The 17,381-nt window shown below is 66.5% G+C and carries 16 protein-coding genes; 14 read left to right on the forward strand and 2 right to left on the reverse strand.

The window, feature by feature from the left end; genetic code table 11:
* The first annotated feature begins 44 nt into the window (after positions 1–44).
* The 6 genes from BS38_RS24045 to BS38_RS0100500 all read left to right on the forward strand — a co-directional run bounded on the left by BS38_RS24045 (position 45) and on the right by BS38_RS0100500 (position 7,069).
* Positions 45–1,157 (forward strand): NAD(P)-binding domain-containing protein, encoded by a 1,113-nt coding sequence (locus tag BS38_RS24045; RefSeq protein WP_043437304.1) that lies wholly within the window; start codon positions 45–47, stop codon positions 1,155–1,157.
* A gap of 118 nt (positions 1,158–1,275) precedes the next feature.
* A complete protein-coding gene (locus BS38_RS0100480) occupies positions 1,276–2,412 on the forward strand; it encodes a class I SAM-dependent methyltransferase (protein WP_043437401.1) in 1,137 nt (378 codons plus the stop codon).
* 212 nt (positions 2,413–2,624) lie between these two features.
* Positions 2,625–3,827, forward strand: coding sequence for an ROK family transcriptional regulator (locus tag BS38_RS0100485; RefSeq protein WP_043437307.1), 1,203 nt, complete (start codon positions 2,625–2,627; stop codon positions 3,825–3,827).
* Positions 3,828–3,941: 114 nt separating this feature from the next.
* On the forward strand, positions 3,942–5,297 hold the full coding sequence (locus tag BS38_RS0100490; RefSeq protein ID WP_028269016.1) for an extracellular solute-binding protein: 1,356 nt from the start codon (positions 3,942–3,944) through the stop codon (positions 5,295–5,297).
* A 3-nt stretch (positions 5,298–5,300) separates the two neighbouring features.
* Positions 5,301–6,182, forward strand: coding sequence for a carbohydrate ABC transporter permease (locus BS38_RS0100495; protein ID WP_028269017.1), 882 nt, complete (start codon positions 5,301–5,303; stop codon positions 6,180–6,182).
* Positions 6,179–7,069 (forward strand): carbohydrate ABC transporter permease, encoded by an 891-nt coding sequence (locus tag BS38_RS0100500; RefSeq protein WP_028269018.1) that lies wholly within the window; start codon positions 6,179–6,181, stop codon positions 7,067–7,069. The genes BS38_RS0100495 and BS38_RS0100500 overlap by 4 nt, the downstream gene beginning before the upstream one ends.
* 8 nt (positions 7,070–7,077) lie before the next feature.
* Here the strand turns inward: BS38_RS0100500 and BS38_RS0100505 are convergent, their stop codons facing one another.
* Positions 7,078–7,281 carry a hypothetical protein gene (locus BS38_RS0100505; protein ID WP_231510972.1) on the reverse strand — a complete coding sequence of 68 codons (204 nt, stop codon included), beginning with the start codon at positions 7,279–7,281 and terminating at the stop codon, positions 7,078–7,080.
* Between the two features lie 162 nt (positions 7,282–7,443).
* Here BS38_RS0100505 and BS38_RS0100510 point away from each other — a divergent pair, with 162 nt between their 5' ends.
* The 6 genes from BS38_RS0100510 to BS38_RS0100535 are packed head-to-tail and all read left to right on the forward strand — an operon-like array spanning position 7,444 to position 12,773.
* A complete protein-coding gene (locus tag BS38_RS0100510) occupies positions 7,444–8,451 on the forward strand; it encodes an AAA family ATPase (RefSeq protein ID WP_028269020.1) in 1,008 nt (335 codons plus the stop codon).
* A gap of 10 nt (positions 8,452–8,461) precedes the next feature.
* Positions 8,462–9,397: a DUF58 domain-containing protein gene (locus tag BS38_RS0100515; RefSeq protein ID WP_028269021.1), complete on the forward strand. Its 936-nt coding sequence runs from the start codon at positions 8,462–8,464 to the stop codon at positions 9,395–9,397.
* Positions 9,387–9,956 (forward strand): hypothetical protein, encoded by a 570-nt coding sequence (locus tag BS38_RS0100520; protein WP_028269022.1) that lies wholly within the window; start codon positions 9,387–9,389, stop codon positions 9,954–9,956. Before BS38_RS0100515 ends, BS38_RS0100520 begins: the two co-directional genes overlap by 11 nt.
* On the forward strand, positions 9,947–10,960 hold the full coding sequence (locus BS38_RS0100525; RefSeq protein WP_028269023.1) for a vWA domain-containing protein: 1,014 nt from the start codon (positions 9,947–9,949) through the stop codon (positions 10,958–10,960). The genes BS38_RS0100520 and BS38_RS0100525 overlap by 10 nt, the downstream gene beginning before the upstream one ends.
* On the forward strand, positions 10,957–11,967 hold the full coding sequence (locus BS38_RS0100530) for a VWA domain-containing protein (RefSeq protein WP_156037031.1): 1,011 nt from the start codon (positions 10,957–10,959) through the stop codon (positions 11,965–11,967). Before BS38_RS0100525 ends, BS38_RS0100530 begins: the two co-directional genes overlap by 4 nt.
* Complete coding sequence (locus tag BS38_RS0100535; protein WP_051628653.1) at positions 11,964–12,773, forward strand: hypothetical protein; 810 nt, start codon at positions 11,964–11,966, stop codon at positions 12,771–12,773. The genes BS38_RS0100530 and BS38_RS0100535 overlap by 4 nt, the downstream gene beginning before the upstream one ends.
* Before the next feature lie 3 nt (positions 12,774–12,776).
* Here the strand turns inward: BS38_RS0100535 and BS38_RS24050 are convergent, their stop codons facing one another.
* A complete protein-coding gene (locus BS38_RS24050) occupies positions 12,777–13,436 on the reverse strand; it encodes a hypothetical protein (protein WP_081818764.1) in 660 nt (219 codons plus the stop codon).
* A 419-nt stretch (positions 13,437–13,855) separates the two neighbouring features.
* On the opposite strand from BS38_RS24050, the gene BS38_RS0100545 reads away from it, so the two are divergent.
* Both BS38_RS0100545 and metE read left to right on the forward strand, forming a co-directional pair.
* Positions 13,856–14,827: a methylenetetrahydrofolate reductase gene (locus BS38_RS0100545; RefSeq protein WP_028269026.1), complete on the forward strand. Its 972-nt coding sequence runs from the start codon at positions 13,856–13,858 to the stop codon at positions 14,825–14,827.
* Between the two features lie 106 nt (positions 14,828–14,933).
* Positions 14,934–17,294: a 5-methyltetrahydropteroyltriglutamate--homocysteine S-methyltransferase gene (gene metE / locus BS38_RS0100550; protein WP_028269027.1), complete on the forward strand. Its 2,361-nt coding sequence runs from the start codon at positions 14,934–14,936 to the stop codon at positions 17,292–17,294.
* Positions 17,295–17,381: the final 87 nt, after the last annotated feature.

The raw sequence follows: 17,381 nt of genomic DNA on the forward strand, positions 1-17,381 counted from the left end.
AGATCCTCAACGCCCAGGCGGCCGGACTTCAGGCCGCGGATGTAGTGGTCATCGGCGCGGGCCAGGCCGGCTTATCCGCCGCCTACCACCTTCAGCGTCGCGGCTTTCTGGCCGCGGGCGGAACCGGCGAAAACGCAGCTCCAGCCATGGCGGAAAATGCGCCAGGTTCATACGTTGTGGTTGACGCCGAAGCCGGGCCTGGTGGCGCATGGCGGCACCGCTGGCAAAGCCTCCGGATGGCCACCGTCAACGGCATCAGCGACCTGCCGGGCATTCCGAAGCCGGACGTCGACCCGGCTGAGCCGAGTTCCGCGTTCCTTTCACGCTACTTCGGTGACTATGAGAGCGGGCTCGGGCTGAATATCCTGCGGCCCGTGAAGGTCCGTTCGGTGTCCCGTGAAGATGACCGCCCTTCGGGGCGCCTTCGGATCGAAACATCCGTGGGCAGCTGGTCCGCGCGGGCGGTCATCAACGCCACCGGCACGTGGACCAGGCCGTTCTGGCCGATCTACCCGGGACAGTCCAGCTTCCGGGGCAGGCAGCTGCACGTGGCCGACTACGTGGCGGCCGAGGAATTCCGCGGGCAGCACGTCATCGTGGTGGGCGGCGGAATTTCCGCCGTCGGGCTGCTGGACGAAATATCCCAGGTGACCACCACCAGCTGGTTTACCCGCCGGGAGCCGGTGTGGCGGGACGCCGAGTTTGACCGGCAGGCGGGCCATGATGCCGTCGCCCTGGTCGAAGAACGGGTCCGCCAGGGACTCCCGCCTCAAAGCGTGGTGTCTGTCACGGGTCTTATCCGGACGCCCTCGCTGCGTGCGGCTGCCGCGCGCGGCGCCCTGAACCGGCGGGAGATGTTCACGGCGATAGAGCCCGACGGCGTCAGGCTGGCCGATGGAAGCTTCCTGGCCGCCGCGGTAATCCTCTGGGCCACCGGCTTCCGGGCGGAGCTGGAACACCTGTCGCCGCTGCACCTGCGGGGCACCGGCGGGGGCATCGCCATGGACGGCACCCAGGTGGCAGCGGAGGAAAGGGTCCACCTGGTGGGGTACGGGCCGTCGTCGTCCACCATTGGCGCAAACCGGGCCGGCAGGGCGGCAGTAGCCGGCATCCTGCGGATGTTCGATCGCCGCGCGGCTGAAGAGGCGCGGACCTGACCGTTGTGCACGCCGCGGACAGCACCGTTTTCGCGGTAGGTTTACTGGGTAGCTTTTCGCCCCGTGGTTCCCTCCCGGCGGCGGAATGACAATGGACAGGGAAGGCGGCAGCTTGCACGTGGCGGACAACACCGTGGCATCAGTACTCGCCGGTCTGCGCCGGTTCCCCGACGTTGAAGCCCCGAACCTGCAGGCTTGGGATGCTACCGACAAGCTACTCCTCGAAACAGCGTCGGAACTGCTGACGCCGGAGAGCCGGATCGCAGTGATTGGTGACCGCTACGGGGCCCTCACCCTGGGGGCGCTGGCCGGCTACGGCGTCCGGGACGTCAAGGTCCACCAGGACCTGATCACGGGGGAGCGGGCACTCCGTAACAATGCCGCAGGGCTTGGCATCGACGCCGGTTTTGAGCAGTTGCCGCTCGGCGCCGCACTGTTCGACGACGCCGACGTGGTGCTGCTCCAGCTGCCCAGGACGCTCGCGGAGCTCGAGGAAGCGGCGGACGCTGTGGCCCGCTACGCGGCTCCGGACACGGTGCTGCTGGCCGGCGGCCGGATCAAGCACATGAGCCTGGGCATGAACAGCGTCCTGCAACGGTACTTCAACGACGTTCAGCCGCAATTGGCCCGGCAAAAATCCCGGGTCCTGATAGCCAGGGACGCCAAGCCGGTAACGGGACCGCCGCCGTTTCCCGTCGCGGACAGCAACAGCGAGCTGGACCTCACAGTCTGCGCACGCGGTGCGGTATTCGCGGGTACCAAGCTCGACATCGGAACAAGGTTCCTGCTGCGGTACGTGCCCGACATGCCGTCGGTACCACATGTTGTGGACCTCGGCTGCGGGACCGGCATATTGGCCGCCATGTACGCCAGGAGCCATCCGGAATCGAACGTCACTGCGACTGACCAGTCGGCCGCGGCCGTCGACTCTGCCCGGGCCACAGCTGAAGCCAACGGCCTGGCGGGGCGGATCACCGTCCTCCAGGACGATGCCATGGACTCCCTGCCGGACGGAAGCGCCGGCCTCATCCTGTTGAATCCGCCCTTTCACCTGGGTGCCAGCGTCCACGCCGGGGCGGGAATCAAAATGTTCCGTGCCGCTGGAAGGGTGCTGGCGCCGGGCGGAGAACTCTGGACCGTCTACAACAGCCACCTGCAGTATCTGCCCGCACTGGAACGGTTTGTCGGCCCCACCCGCGTGGCAGGCAGGAACGCCAAATTCACTGTTGCGGTCAGCACCCCCCGCGCTGCGTAGCGGCAAGTGCCGCGACGCCGGGATGCCGGAGCCGGGTGCACGCCCGCCGCGGCAGCGAAACCACCGTGGCCAAAGTCAGCGTGTGAGCGTACCGCAGCGCGCGCGGGTAACGTACGATTCAAGCATCAGCAGTGCATAACCGAAGAAGTTTAGGGGAATCCGTGACTGAGATCCGCACGCCATCGCCGAGGCGCGGAACCAATTTGCCCCGTATGGGGGACTTCAATCTCACGGTGATCCTTGACGCCATCCGCCGCTCCTCGGGAGGCCTCAGCCGGGTGGAACTCGCCCAGATCGTGGGCCTGTCGCCGCAGACGATCTCCAACATCTCACGCCGCCTGCTTGACCAGAACCTCATCGTCGAAGCCGGCAAGGAAGGCAGCGGGCCGGGGAAGCCGCGCACCATCCTCCGGCTGAACCCCGCCGGGATGTACGCGGTGGGCGTTCACCTCGATCCCACCGTCACCACCTTCGTGGTGCTGGACCTCGTGGGGTCCGTTGTCAGGCACTCCAGGATCAACACTCCGGGCGCCAGCGATCCGGACGGCATCATTGCCATCATTGCCTCGGAGATCAAGGACCTGGTGGCCGCCTCCGGCGTTGATCCTGACAAGATTGCCGGCCTTGGCGTGGCCGCCCCGGGTCCGATCAACCTGGACGAGGGAACCGTGGTTGATCCGCCCCTCCTCCTCGGCTGGGACCGGGTGCCGCTCCGGGATGCCCTCGCGGAGGCCACCGGCCTGTCCACCCTGGTGGACAAGGACGTCACCAGCGCAGCCGTCGCCGAAACCTGGGCCGGCGGGCCCAGCGGCTCCGGCAGTTTCGTCTTCATGTACATGGGCACCGGCATTGGCTGCGGCATCGTCCTCAACGACGAAGTGGTCCGCGGAACCTCGGGTAACGCCGGTGAAATCGGGCACATCATTGTGGATCCGGACGGCCCGCCGTGCGACTGCGGGCTCAGGGGCTGCGTGAAGTCCAGCAGTATCCCGCAGGTCCTCGTGGCGCAGGCCGAAAGCGCCGGAGTCCTTGACGTTGTGCGCCACCCGTCCGGTGCGCTGGACATCCAAGAAAGTTTTGCCAGGCTCTGTGACGAGGCGGACGCCGGCAACCGCAAGGCGGCTGAGATCCTCGACCACTCCGCTGTCCTGGTCGCCCGGGCCGTGGCTGTAGTCACCAATACCCTCGACGTCGAGAGGGTGGTCTTCGGCGGTCCGTTCTGGACTCGTCTCTCCCGTCGTTACCTGGACCGGGTCCCCGGGTTGCTGGCGGAGAACAGCGCGGCCCGCCAGATTCATGACATTGAGGTTGTCGGAACCGGTGTAGGAGAGGATGTAGGTGCCATCGGCGCCGCCTGCCTGGTGCTTGAGCATACGCTGGCCCCTCGCGCGCAGCGGCTGCTGCTGGAAGGCTGAGGTCGGCGTCCCTGCTTGACAGAGGGAAGCACTAACCTGAAATTGCAAATCGGCTAAAGGCTGGGGCCAGCTGGAGGACATTGGGGGCTGCAGCCGCTCGAAGATTGGAGCGACATGCACCGCCCTGCCAAATTCCTTGTGGCGCTGTTTTGTGCGACAGCGCTGGTGGCAACATCAGCCTGCTCCGCGGAACAGCCGGCCGCCGAAAACAAGACCCTGAAGATCGTCTACCAGAAGACCGATTCGTTTACTGCCCTTGACACGCTGTTCAAGGACGCCAAGAAAGACTTCGAAGCGGCAAACCAGGGCACAACCGTGGACCTGCAGCCCATCGAGGCCAACGATGACGATTACGGCACCAAGCTGTCGCTGGCCCTCAGGTCGGCGGAGACCGCCCCGGATGTCTTCTATGAGGACACCTTCAAAGTACGGTCGGACGTCGATGCCGGGTACCTCCTGAAACTGGACGGCTACCTCGAGAAATGGTCGGACTGGAAGCTGTACAACGAGGCCGCCAAAGCGGCCGGCACCGGCGACGACGGCGGCATCTATGCGGTGCCCCTCGGTACAGACACCCGCGCCATCTGGTACAACAAGACAGTCCTGCAAAAGGCGGGAATAACCGTCCCGTGGCAGCCCCGGAACTGGGACGAAATCCTGGAAGCGGCCCGCAAGATGAAAGCCGCGGACCCGTCGCTGGTCCCGTTCAACATGTACGCCGGCAAGGCCACCGGTGAGGGCACAGTCATGCAGAGTTTCTATGAGCTTCTCTACGGCACGGACAGCGAACTGTACGACCAGCAGGAAAAGAAATGGGTGGTGGGGTCCCAGGGTTTCAAGGATTCCCTGACTTTCCTGAAGACCCTGTATGACGAAGGGCTGGCCGTGACGCCGGCCGAGGCGCTCGATGCCAACGTCTGGAAGAAGGTCTTCGGCGAATGGCTGCCCAAGGGCAAAATGGGGGCCACCGTGGAAGGCTCCTACACGCCGTCGTTCTGGCAGAAGGGCGGCAACTATGAGTGGGCCGGCTACGCCGACGACATGGGCGTGGCGAAGTTCCCCACGCAGCGCGGCCAGGAACCAGGCGGCGTCAGCATGTCGGGGGGCTGGACGCTGGCCGTCGGGGCGGACTCCAAGAACCCGGACCTGGCTTTCAAGTTCTTGTCCGAGGCCTTGAGCAAGAAGAACTCCCTGGCGTTCACGGTGTCCGGTTCCCAGATCGCAGTCCGGACGGACGTCGCCGCCGAACCCGAATACCTGGCCGCAAATCCGTTCGTCAAGGACGTGTCCGAGCTCGTTTCCGTCACCCACTACCGGCCTGCCACAGCGGACTATCCGCGGATTTCCGCCGCAGTCCAGGTTGCCACTGAAGCCGTGATCACCGGTGCCCTCTCACCGCAGGAGGCAGCCGCGCAGTATGACAAGACAGTCAAGGACCTGGTGGGTGACGCCAAGGTCGTGCAGAAATGACGCATGGTTGAACGAAAAACGGTCCGGCAGCAGCTCCGGTTGCTGCCGGTTGTGCCGTCAGTCCTCCTGATACTCCTTTTCCTGGCCGCTCCCATCCTCTGGTCCTTCCATGCCTCCTTCACCAACGCGGCCCTCACCGGCCGCAATGCCAGGAACCCGGCCTGGACAGGCGTCGAGAATTATGTGCGGCTGCTGGGAGACTCTGCATTTCCGGCCGCGGTTGTCCTGACGGTCGTCTTTGTCGCGGCGTCGGCGGTGGTGGGCCAGAACATGCTTGGACTCCTGATCGCGGGCCTGATGACGCGGGCACGCAGGCCGGTGGCCGCCGTCGTCGGAACCGCCGTCGTTGCGGCCTGGGTGTTACCCGAGATCGTTGCGGCCTTTGCCGCGTACGCCTACTTCAGCAAGGACGGGACCCTGAACCAGGTGCTTGGCGGTGCGGGCATGGCCGGCGCCGACTGGCTGTACGCCTACCCGATGGTGGCCGTGGTGCTGGCCAACATCTGGCGCGGCACCGCGTTCTCGATGCTGGTGTACCGGGCAGCCCTGGCCGACGTGCCGCAGGACATCTCCGAGGCCGCCCTGATGGATGGTGCGGCTGGCTGGCAGCGCCTGGTGTTCATCACCCTGCCGCTGATCCGGTCCAGCATCGCCACCAACCTGATGCTTGTGACGCTCCAGACCCTGGCCGTTTTTACCCTGATCTGGGTGATGACGGCCGGCGGTCCGTCCAACGCCAGCACCACCTTGCCGGTCCTTGCCTACCAGGAAGCCTTCAAGTTCGGCGACATTGGCTACGGCACCGCCATCGCCTCGGTGCTCATTGTTCTGGGCCTGGTGTTCGGGATTGCCTACGTCCGGCTCCTCAGGGGCGATAAACGATGACGACGGCGGGCCGGCCGGAATTGGACGAAACGTCACGGCGCGTCCGGCACGGCCAAGGGGAACGGCCGGGACGCCGCCGGGGCCGGGGTCCGGCGGACGCCGCTTTGCTGCTGATCGGCGCCTGCTTCGTCCTGCCGCTGCTGTGGCTGGTGTTCGGCTCGCTGGACGCCGAGGCCGGCTACCAGACGCGGCTGCCGGCCAGCGCCTCGTTAGCGAACTTCACCGCGGTCCTTACGCCGGAGCTGCTGCTCAGGCCGCTCTGGAACAGCCTGCTGCTCTCAGCCGGGACAGCGTCTGTAACCCTGGTGGCCGCTGTGCTGGCTGCCTACCCCCTGTCCCGCTTCGAGTCCAGGTTCAACCGGCCGTTCATGTACTCGATCCTGTGCGGTACCTGCCTGCCGGTAACCGCAATCATGGTGCCTGTGTACGGCCTGTTCGTCCAGCTGCGGCTGCTGGATTCCCAGCCGGCCACGGTTCTCTTCATGGCTGCAACCGCGCTTCCCATGGCCATCTGGATGACCAAGAACTTCATGGATGCGGTTCCCGTTTCGCTGGAGGAGGCCGCCTGGGTGGATGGCGCGTCCGGGCTCACGGCCCTGCGCGCCGTGGTGCTGCCGCTCATGCGCCAAGGCCTGGGTGTGGTCTTCATCTTTGTTTTCATCCAGACATGGGGCAATTTCTTCGTGCCCTTCATCCTGCTGCTGTCGCCGTCCAAGCAGCCCGCTTCGGTCTCGATCTTCAGTTTCTTCGGACAGCACGGCGCGATTGCCTACGGCCAGCTGGCCGCATTCTCGATCCTCTACTCGGTTCCGGTCCTGGTCCTCTACGTCCTCGTGGCGCGCGGAGCCGGCGGATCGTTTGCGCTGTCCGGGGCGATGAAAGGCTGAGCCGGCTATCAGTCGATGTCTTCGACAACCGTTCCGAACGGGATCGTGTCATCCAGATGGGCCTGGTGGCCGGTGGGCCCCGGGTTGTAGAGGACCCTGACCCCATGCAACTTCTCCGCCGCAGACTGCATAAGGATCGGCCGGACGGTGTTGATGAAACTCTCGCTCTTGCCGGCGAGATACTCCTGGTAACTGGCTGGAAGCTGAATCATGCCATCAGGATAGTCCTGAGCGGCCCGCATGGGGAGGGTTCCCCATTGCAGAATCCGCGGACCACGGCTTGGATAGGATGGCCCGTGGCGGACGCGTTGTGACCGCCAGAGGGTCCGGCAGCACCAGCGGCCGTCCACGAACAGCAACCAGGGGGATTTCGAGTGCTTCAGTCAACGGCCGCCGTCCGGATCGAAGCGGCGGAACTGGCCCGGGCGCAGCAGGTCATGGCCAGCATCTCGCGCAGCTTCGACGCGAAGGTCGTGGGGCAGGCGAGGCTCCGGGAATCGCTGCTGGTAGGACTCATGACCGGCGGCCACATCCTGCTGGAAAGCGTCCCGGGGCTGGCGAAGACCACCGCTGCGCAGACAGTCGCGGAATCCGTGAGTGCCGAGTTCCGGCGGATCCAGTGCACCCCTGACCTCCTGCCCAGCGACATCGTAGGCACCCAGATCTATGATGCGGCCAAGGGAACGTTCGTCACGCAGTTGGGGCCGGTGCACGCCAACATTGTGCTCCTGGACGAGATCAATCGCTCCAGTGCAAAAACACAAAGTGCCATGCTCGAGGCGATGCAGGAGCGGCAGACGTCCATCGGGGGAGTGGTGCACCGGCTGCCCAGCCCGTTCCTGGTGCTGGCAACGCAGAACCCCATCGAACAGGAGGGCACCTACCTGCTGCCCGAGGCACAGATGGACCGTTTTATGCTCAAAGACGTCCTTGACTACCCCACGCCGGCCGAAGAGGCCGAGATCATCCGCAGGATCGATTCGGGCGTCTTCACCGACGAACAGCGTCCGGCCGCCGCCGCGTCGCTGGACGCGGTCTCGGAAGTGCAGGGACTGGTCAAGCGCGTTTACATCGACCCGGCGATCGTCCGGTACATCGTCGGCCTGGTGTTCGTCACCCGGAACGCCGCCCAGTACATCGACTCCCGGCTGGCGGGGTTCATCGAATTCGGAGCCAGCCCGCGTGCCAGCATCGCCTTCAGCCAGGCCGCCCGCGCAGTCGCCCTCCTGAACGGCCGGGACCACGTGATCCCCGAGGACGTGAAGGCGCTGGCCCACCGTGTGCTCCGGCACAGGATCATCCTCGGCTTCGAGGCGGTGGCGGAGCAGGTTCCGGTGGAGACGGTCATCGACGCCATCGTGGCATCCGTCCAGACTCCCTGAGCGCGCGCCTGTGTCCAGCCTCCTGACCCGGGTGAAATCGAAGATGTCCATCTTCGCCCACCGCAAAGCCCGGGGAATGCTCGACGGCGAATACGGTTCCGTCTTCAAAGGCCGCAGCCTCGACTTTGACGACCTCCGGGCCTACCTTCCCGGAGACGAAGTCCGCGACATCGACTGGAAAGCTTCCGCCCGGCACGGATCCCCGCTCATCAAGCGCTATGTTGCCGTGCGGCGGCAGACGGTGCTGCTGGTGACGGATACCGGACGCAATATGGCTGCTTCCTCGCTCGGCGGCGAAGCGAAGAAGGACGTTGCCGTGATGGCCCTGGGGGTGGTGGGCTACCTGGCCCACCGTCACGGCGACGTGGTGGGGCTGGTGTGCGGTGACGAGGCCGAATCCCGGTCCCTGCCCGCGAAAGCCGGTGAAGCGCACCTGGAAAGGCTCCTCCGCGCAGTCAACGACAGCACGGCACTGACCTCGCCCCGCAGCAGCATCGGCGAGCAGCTCTCCTACGTGGCACGCAACTTCGGCCAGCGCATGCTGCTCTTCGTGGTGGCCGACGAAGTGGTGCCGGACGCCGGGATGGAGCGGGTGCTGCGCCGTCTGCGCGCCCAGCACGAGGTCCTCTGGCTGACGGTACGCGACGCACAGCTGGCGGGGGCCGGCCCTGCCGGGCTACAGCCGGCCCGAACGGAAGCGGCGGGGGCACAAACGGCCGGCCCGCCTGCCGACCGCTACGATGTTGCGGACGCCGGCCTCCTTCCCGGCCGCCTCGCGGCATCTGATACTGTGATCCGCGCCTACGCGGCGGCACAGGAGCAGCGGGATGCGGCCCGGGAATCCGTGCTGCGGCGGCTGGGCATTGCCCACGTCCAGGCAGGCAGCAGCCATGACGTGATGCCCGCGGTGTTCACCCTGCTGGAACGGCACCGCCGTGGAAAATGACGCAGGCTTCTACGCTCCTTTGAGCTACAGCCCCTGGCTGCCGTGGGCCGGTCTGGTCCTGCTGGTGCTCGCCGCCGCCTGGCTTGCATACGTCTTCCTGAGCACCCGGCAACAAGACAGCTCAATAACGGCTCCCGCCTCCGGGCCGCCGTCGGATCCGTCCGGACTCAAACGGGACTACCTGCGCCGGATTGACGCGGTGGCAGCCGCGGCCGCCACAGGCAGGCTGTCCGCCCGCGCCTCGCACCAGGAGCTCAGCCTGCTCATCAGGAGCTTTGTCCGCGACATTGCCGGCATCGACGCCCCGCGGATGACCCTGGCAGAGCTCCGCGAACAGAACATTCCCGCGGCCGCCCTGGCCGTCAGCAGCCTCTATCCCGCGGAATTCGGCCCTGAAGGCCCGGAACCCCGCGCCCCTGAACCCCGGGACCCTGAACCCCGGGACCCGGAACCCCGGGACCCGGAACCCCGGGACCCGGAACCCCGCGCCCCTGAACCCCGGGACCCTGTCGCGGCTGCCGCGGAAACAGCCCGGGAGGTGGTCCGGACATGGAACTGATCTTCTGGTGGATGATTCCGGCCGCCCTGCTCCTTGGTGCGGGGACATACTGGCTGGCCCGGAAACGGGAACAGGGCCGCCAAGCCGCCCTGCGGCCGGTGGCCCACGGCCACCGGCTCACCGAACTGCCGGAGTACCAGGCGGCAGTGCGTCGCCATCGCCGCTGGCTCACGGTGGCTGCCATCGCCGGGGGAGTCCTGATGGCTGCAGCCCTGGTGGCCGCGGCCAGGCCGGCCGGGCGCAGCACCATCAGTCCCGAGCAACGCAACCGCGACATCATCCTGTGCCTTGACGCCTCCGGATCCATGAGCAGCGCCGACGCGGCGGTCGTGGAGGTCTTCGCCCGCCTGGCCCAGGGATTCGACGGCGAACGGCTGGGCCTGACCGTCTTCGACAGCAGCGCGGTGCAGGTCTTCCCCTTGACGGACGACTACGACTTCGTGCAGGAACAACTGCAGGCCGCCAGGGAGGCATTTGACGGCGCGCCCGGCAGCGCCGGATTCCTGGACGGCACGTGGAACGGTGCCGGATCCTCCCTGATCGGGGACGGCCTGGCCTCATGCGTGCAGGGCTTCCCGGCAACTGACGGGGGAGGCGCGGACGGAAGCGGCGGTTCGGAGGAGCGGTCCCGTTCCGTCGTCCTGGCCACCGACAACTTCGTCTCGGGCGAACCCATCTTCACCTTGACCGAAGCGGCAGCGCTGGCCAGAAAGAAGGACGTGCGGGTCTACGCCCTCAACCCGGGGGACTTCGACTACGGAACGGACCCCGATCAACCCGGTGCCGAGCTGCGTGCGGCCGCAGAGGGGACAGGCGGGGCCTACTACCCCCTGGACAGTCCGGACGCGGTCGCGGATATCATCCGCAAGGTTCAATCGACGGAGGCCACCGCCTTTACCGCCGCCCCGAAGGCCGTCGTTTCGGACCGCGCCGAGATCCCGCTGGGCATCGCCCTGGTCTCCGGCCTGGTCCTGGCAGGCGCCACCTGGAGGCTGAGGTCTTGACCTTCCAACCCATCTGGCCGTGGTGGATCATCCTTCCCGCTCTTGCCGGGCTCGTCGTTGTCCTGGGGTGGACGGCCGTCCGGAGCCGGCAGCCTGGAGCAGTACTCCACGGCCTGCTGCTGCCCGCCGGCCTCATGGCACTGCTGCTGCTGGCGGCGCTCCGGCCGGGCGTGCCCGGCGGCAGCGTCCGGTCAGCAGCCGCCGACCTGAATGTCTTTTTCGTCGTCGACACCACCAGCAGCATCGCGGCCGAAGACTACGGAAACGGCAGCCCCAGGCTCGACGGCGTCCGGAAGGACATCATGGCCATCGCAGGGGAGCTGGCCGGGGCAAGGTTTTCCCTGATCACGTTCGACTCCCAGGCGGTGGTCCGGATGCCGCTGACCACGGACACGTCAGCCCTCAACACCCTCACCGGCGTGTTGGAACCCCAGATCACCCAGTATTCGACGGGCAGCAGCGTCACTGTGGCCGGGACTGTCCTCAACGAGCGGCTCAAGGCTGCCAGGGACAGCCACCCTGAGCGGGCGCGGATTGTCTACTACCTCGGCGACGGCGAACAGACCAGCGGCAAGGCGCCGGAGCCGATGCGCGTTGAAGGCTCGCTGGTCAACGGCGGCGCGGTGCTTGGTTACGGCACCGGGCAAGGCGGACGGATGAAGGAAAAATCCAGCTATTCGTCCGAGGGTACCGCCGCCTACATCCAGGACCACAGTGCCGGCAACGCCGGGGACGCCGTGTCCCGAATCGACGAGGACACCCTCCGGGAAGTGGCGTCACAGCTTGGCGTGCCCTACCTCCACCGCGCGGCCGGGGACGGGACGGCCCCGATGATGCAGGCGGCCAGGCCCGGCGCGCTCCACGAGACCTCGGAGTCACTCGAGGGAAGGACGGAGCTCTACTGGGCCCCGGCACTGGCCGCGTTCATCCTTGCGCTGTGGGAAAGCATCCGCGTGCTCCGCCAGTTGAAGCAACTCCGGCCCGGAAGAACGGAGTTCGGCCGATGAACCCCGAAAAGAGCCCGTCAGCCTTGCCGGGCCGCGACAAGCACCGGAGGCGCAGGTTGCTGCTGCTATCCGCAGCGCCCCTGCTGGTTGCCGTGGCGCTCGCTGTCAAGCTTCTGAGCGTCGGCTGTCTGGGCAGCGAAGCGGCGGCGTCATTCGGCCGCGGCGACCAGGCCGGCGCGGCTTCCGCGGCGTCCGGCCTGGGCATTGCCAACGTGGTGGAGCGGCACAAGGCGCCCTTTGCCGCAGGCGACGCCCTGGTGCTCAGCGGGGATTTCAGCGGTGCCCGCAAACTCTTTGAAGCATCCCTTGCTGACGCTCCGCCAGCCGATGAGTGCAAGGTGCGCGTCAACCTGGTCCTCAGCATTGAACGGCTGGCGGACGCGGAAACGGCGGCAGCCGACGCCGCCATGCCCGCCGATGCCGCCAAGTCCGCGCAGTCGGCCGCTGATGCGTCCCGCCTGTATGACGAAGGCCTGGAGGTCATCAGGGCGGCTCCGCAGGGTTGCTTCAACCCGGACGAAAGCCAGGACAATGCCAACGGCGCAGACGGTGAGGGTGACCGGCTCCGCGGAGCGGAAGAACGGCTGCAGTCCAAAGCGGAAAAGCTTGGCGCCGCGGGGCCCGACGCTGAAACCGGGAACGGCGCAGAAAAGCAGCCGCAGCCCGATCCGGAACCGCAGCAGAGCCAGCTGGACAAGCTGGAGGAGTCCGCCAAGTCCGCGCAGCGGGAACGAAACGGCGGCAGGCAACGGGACGAATACCTGGGTAACAACGATGCCGGGAGCGGCACGGACAGGCCCTGGTGATCTTCACCGTTGTTCGCGGGCTTTGGTAGTTTCCAGCCGCTCTGCACGCTGGCGTATGCCCAGGAGCATTCTGCGCTCCATGATGAACCAGGCCAGATCGATGAGCGGTGCAAGAACCCACAGGACGGTCCGGGTGTAGATCCTGATCCGCACGCGGCTTACCAGCCGGGTGCCGTTCGTGTCCGGGTCCAGGGCGAAACACCAGCTGACGCGTGCCGGCACAGGTTCCAGCACCATGTGGTGTTCGTGGTCAAGGGCGGCGACCGGCCAGTCCGGACCCCTGCCAAGCGGGATCACGTCGCCTGCCCTGAGCTGTTGAAACCCGGGAAGGATCCGGTTGACGCTGGGGCCGCTCAATATTCCGAACGTGCGATCCAGGAAATCGTAGCTGTAAAGGCCTCCGCGGCCGTCTCCCATCTGCACCAGCCACGGCCAGATGCTGCCGGGAGCGGCGTGAATGGAAACGGCCCTTGTGGAAACCACGAACGGGTCAGGTACCAGGGAGTCTCCCGGCATGGATGCCTCCGCTTCCGCCTGCGTGGCCCCCCAGCAGACGTGATGCGGGCGCAGGACGGCGTGATAGGCAACCGCAGTGGCCAGCCATCCGTTAAACGCTTTGAGGATCAAGGCCGTCAGGTACCGCGGGGGTCCGAAGCCGGTCATGGACGAAGCCTCCTTACCTGCTCTTTAAGCCATGCTAGGAGCACGCTGGACGGGTAGGACAGGGGCTACAGTCATTTTGCGGCCTTTCGGCGAACAATGTTCTACGCGGCGGCGCAACAGAGCGTAAAGGTGCGTCTTAATTCGGGGGCCAGCTTGAACGCCTCCGGGCCGGGCCCTAGAGTCTTATACAAGTTACCGAGGTAACGTGTCAGCGATCCTCCGCCAGGAGGGTGTGGGTGCCCCCATGTGGGCCTGACATTTGCTCACGGACAACTTCTTATCAGGCGTAACAGTCGCGGCTGCGCCCTGCCGAAGTTCACTCCGTGTTCCCAAACTCAAATTCATTGACGGTTCTGCGTCTCCGAGGTCCCCTGGACCGAGGTGCACATGCCGGCAATGGCCCAAAGCCAAGGACGCAAATGTCTCCACCTAGCCTTATTGACACACATCCGAATCTCTCCGACACCGCTCCGGTGGCTCTTTCCTATGAGCTGTTCCCGCCGCGTTCGGCGGCTGCCGCCGCGTCGCTCTGGACCACCATTGGCGAACTGGAAGCCACGGACCCGGACTACGTTTCCGTGACGTACGGCGCCAGCGGCTCCAACCGGGACACCGCCGTCGAACTCATCAACCGGCTCCTGCTGGAAACGACCCTCCGGCCGCTGGCCCACCTGACCTGCGTGGGCAACACACCGGAGGAACTCTCCGAGATCATCGGTGAACTGCTCGACGTCGGCGTCCGCGGGATCCTGGCCCTCCGTGGTGACCAGCCCAAGGATGGCGGAACGCCTGCCAGCGGCTCGCTGCGGTACGCCCAGGACCTGATCGAACTGATCCGCCGCGTGGAGCAGCGCCGTTCAGCGCTGCTCTGTGCCGGCAAGGTGGCGGTCGGCGTTGCCGCGTACCCCACCCGGCACCCTGAGTCACCCACGGAAGCCCACGACGTCGAGGTGCTGCTGGCCAAGCAGCGCTCCGGTGCGGACTTCGCCATCACGCAGGTGTTCTTCCACACCGAGCAGTACGCCGACCTCATCACGAGGGCCCGCCGTGCGGGGGTCACCATCCCCATCATTCCGGGTGTGATGCCCCTGACCAGCGTGCGCCGGCTCAACCGCCTGGGCGAGCTGACCGGCGTCGAACCCGCTCCGGAACTCATGGCGCGGCTGGCCGCTGCGGACACCGACGCCGAACGACGGCTGATCGGGGTCCGGGCAACAGTGGACCTGGCCAATGCCGCCCTGGACGCCGGCGCGCCGGGAATCCACTTGTACACCTTCAACGAGCACGCCTGCGCGCTCGAGGTCCTGGACAAGCTGGCCCTGCCCCGTCCCGTCCGTCCGGCGAGCAGGCTCAATGCCATTGCGCGCCGCCACCAGGAAATGGCGAGCTAGAAGCCGGTCCCAACCGTCAGCTCCGCCCGCCAAAACTGGCCCCTGCACCAAAACTCCCAGCCGTAATACACCCATGCCTTTCACCAACACATCCAAGGACTTTCACATGACTGAGCAGAACACCCCGGCCGTGACCACTCCCTTCCCCGCCGCCTCGATCCTGGGCTACCCGCGCATCGGCCGCCGCCGCGAACTGAAGAAGGCCGTCGAAGCCTACTGGGCCGGCAAGATCGACGCCGCCGCCCTGGACGCCGCTGCCAAGGAAATCCAGCTGGGCACCGCCAAGCGCCTGCAGGGCCTGGGCCTGACCGAAGCCGCCGCTGTTCCGGGCACCTTCTCCTACTATGACCAGGTGCTCGACGCCGTCGCCCACCTCGGCGCTGTCCCGGCCCGTTTCGGCAACCTCCTCAACGCCGAGGGGCAGCTGGATATCGACGGCTATTTCACGCTGGCCCGCGGTAACAAGGACGAACAGCCGCTGGAAATGACCAAGTGGTTCGACACCAACTACCACTACCTGGTTCCGGAGATCGGCCCGGAGACCAACTTTGCGCTGACCTCCAACCGCATCGTCGAGGAATTCGAATACGCCCTCGCCAACGGTGTGGAGACCCGCCCGTACATCGTGGGTCCGGTCACCTTCCTGCTGCTGAGCAAGGCTTCCGACGACGCCCCGGCCGGCTTCAGCCCGCTGTCCCGCCTTGAGGACGTCCTGCCGGTCTACACCGCGCTACTTGAGAAGCTGGCCGCCGCAGGTGCCAGCTGGGTCCAGCTCGACGAGCCCGCCCTCGTTGTCGACCAGGACACCTCCGCCGAGGAAATCCAGGCCGCCGTCGCCCGCTCCTACGAGGTCCTGTCCGCTGTGGCCCAGCGCCCGCAGCTGTTCGTCTCCACGCCGTACGGCGCACTGAACGGCCAGCTCGGCACCCTGGCCGCCACCAACATCGACGCGCTGCACATCGACGTCTTCAAGGGCGCCGTTCCGTCCGAAGCGGCACTCGCCGCACTGGGCAACAAGACCCTGGTTGCCGGCGTCGTGGACGGCCACAACATCTGGCGCAACGATCTCGCCGCCTCTGCGGAGAAGATCGCCGAACTGAAGAAGTCCGTGGCCAAGCTCGCCATCAGCACCTCCACCTCCACGCAGCACGTGCCGCACGACGTCGAGGAAGAAGCCCAGCTGTCCGCGCAGCTCCGCAGCTGGCTGGCGTTCGCCGACCAGAAGGCCGTTGAGGTTGCCACCCTCGCCGGCCTGCTGAGCGACGCTGCCGGTGTTGAAACAAGCTCAGTGCAGCGGGCCATCGACGAGGCTACCCGCATCATCGCCTCCCGCGCCGCCGCCGAGGGCGTGCAGCGCGCCGACGTCCGTGCGCGCACCGCCGCCCTGACCCCGGCCGACTTCAACCGCTCCGAGTACTCGGTCCGCGAAGCCGCCCAGGAAGAGGCACTGCACCTGCCGCCGCTGCCGACCACCACCATCGGTTCCTTCCCGCAGACCTCCGAAATCCGTTCGGCCCGCGCCCGCAACAACAAGGGCGACCTCACCAACGAGCAGTACGAGCAGCTCATGAAGGACGAGATCAAGCGCGTCGTGGAGCTGCAGGAAGAGCTCGGTTATGACGTCCTGGTGCACGGCGAGCCCGAGCGCAACGACATGGTCCAGTACTTCGCCGAGAACCTTGAAGGCTTCGACGTTACGGTCCACGGCTGGGTCCAGTCCTACGGCTCACGCTGCACGCGTCCGTCCATCCTCTGGGGCGACGTCACCCGCAGCGCCCCCATCACGGTGGCCTGGGCCGAATACGCCCAGTCGCTGACCAGCAAGCCGATGAAGGGCATGCTCACCGGTCCGGTCACCATCCTGGCCTGGTCCTTCGTCCGCGACGACCAGCCGCTGGGTGAAACCGCCAACCAGGTGGGACTGGCGCTGCGCGACGAGATCGCTGACCTCGAAGCGGCCGGCATCAAGGTCATCCAGGTGGACGAACCCGCACTGCGCGAACTCCTGCCCCTGCGCAAGGCCGACCAGGCTGCCTACCTGGACTGGTCCGTGAACTCGTTCCGCCTGGCCACCGCCGGTGCGGCCGACGCCACGCAGATCCACACCCACCTGTGCTACTCCGAGTTCGGCGCCATCATCGACGCGATCGACGGCCTGGATGCTGACGTCACCTCGATCGAGGCCGCACGTTCACGCATGGAGGTTGTCCACGACCTCGAGTCCCACGGCTTCGGCCGCGGCGTTGGCCCGGGCGTCTACGACATCCACTCGCCGCGCGTCCCGGGTGAGCAGGAAGTCACCGAGCTGCTCAGCACCGCCGTGAAGCACGTTCCGTCCCGCCAGCTCTGGGTCAACCCGGACTGCGGCCTGAAGACCCGCGGCTACGCCGAGACCGAAGAGTCCCTGCGCAACCTGGTCACGGCCACCAAGACGGTCCGCGCGGAACTGCTGCAGGCAGCCAAGTAGGGCTTTGCCCGCTCAACCACCGCACAACGCACGACGGCGGCCGGTCACCTCAGGTGACCGGCCGCCGTCGTGCTTTACCTATCGATT

This window comes from Arthrobacter sp. UNC362MFTsu5.1 (genome assembly GCF_000685965.1).
Classification (GTDB): Bacteria; Actinomycetota; Actinomycetes; order Actinomycetales; family Micrococcaceae; genus Arthrobacter.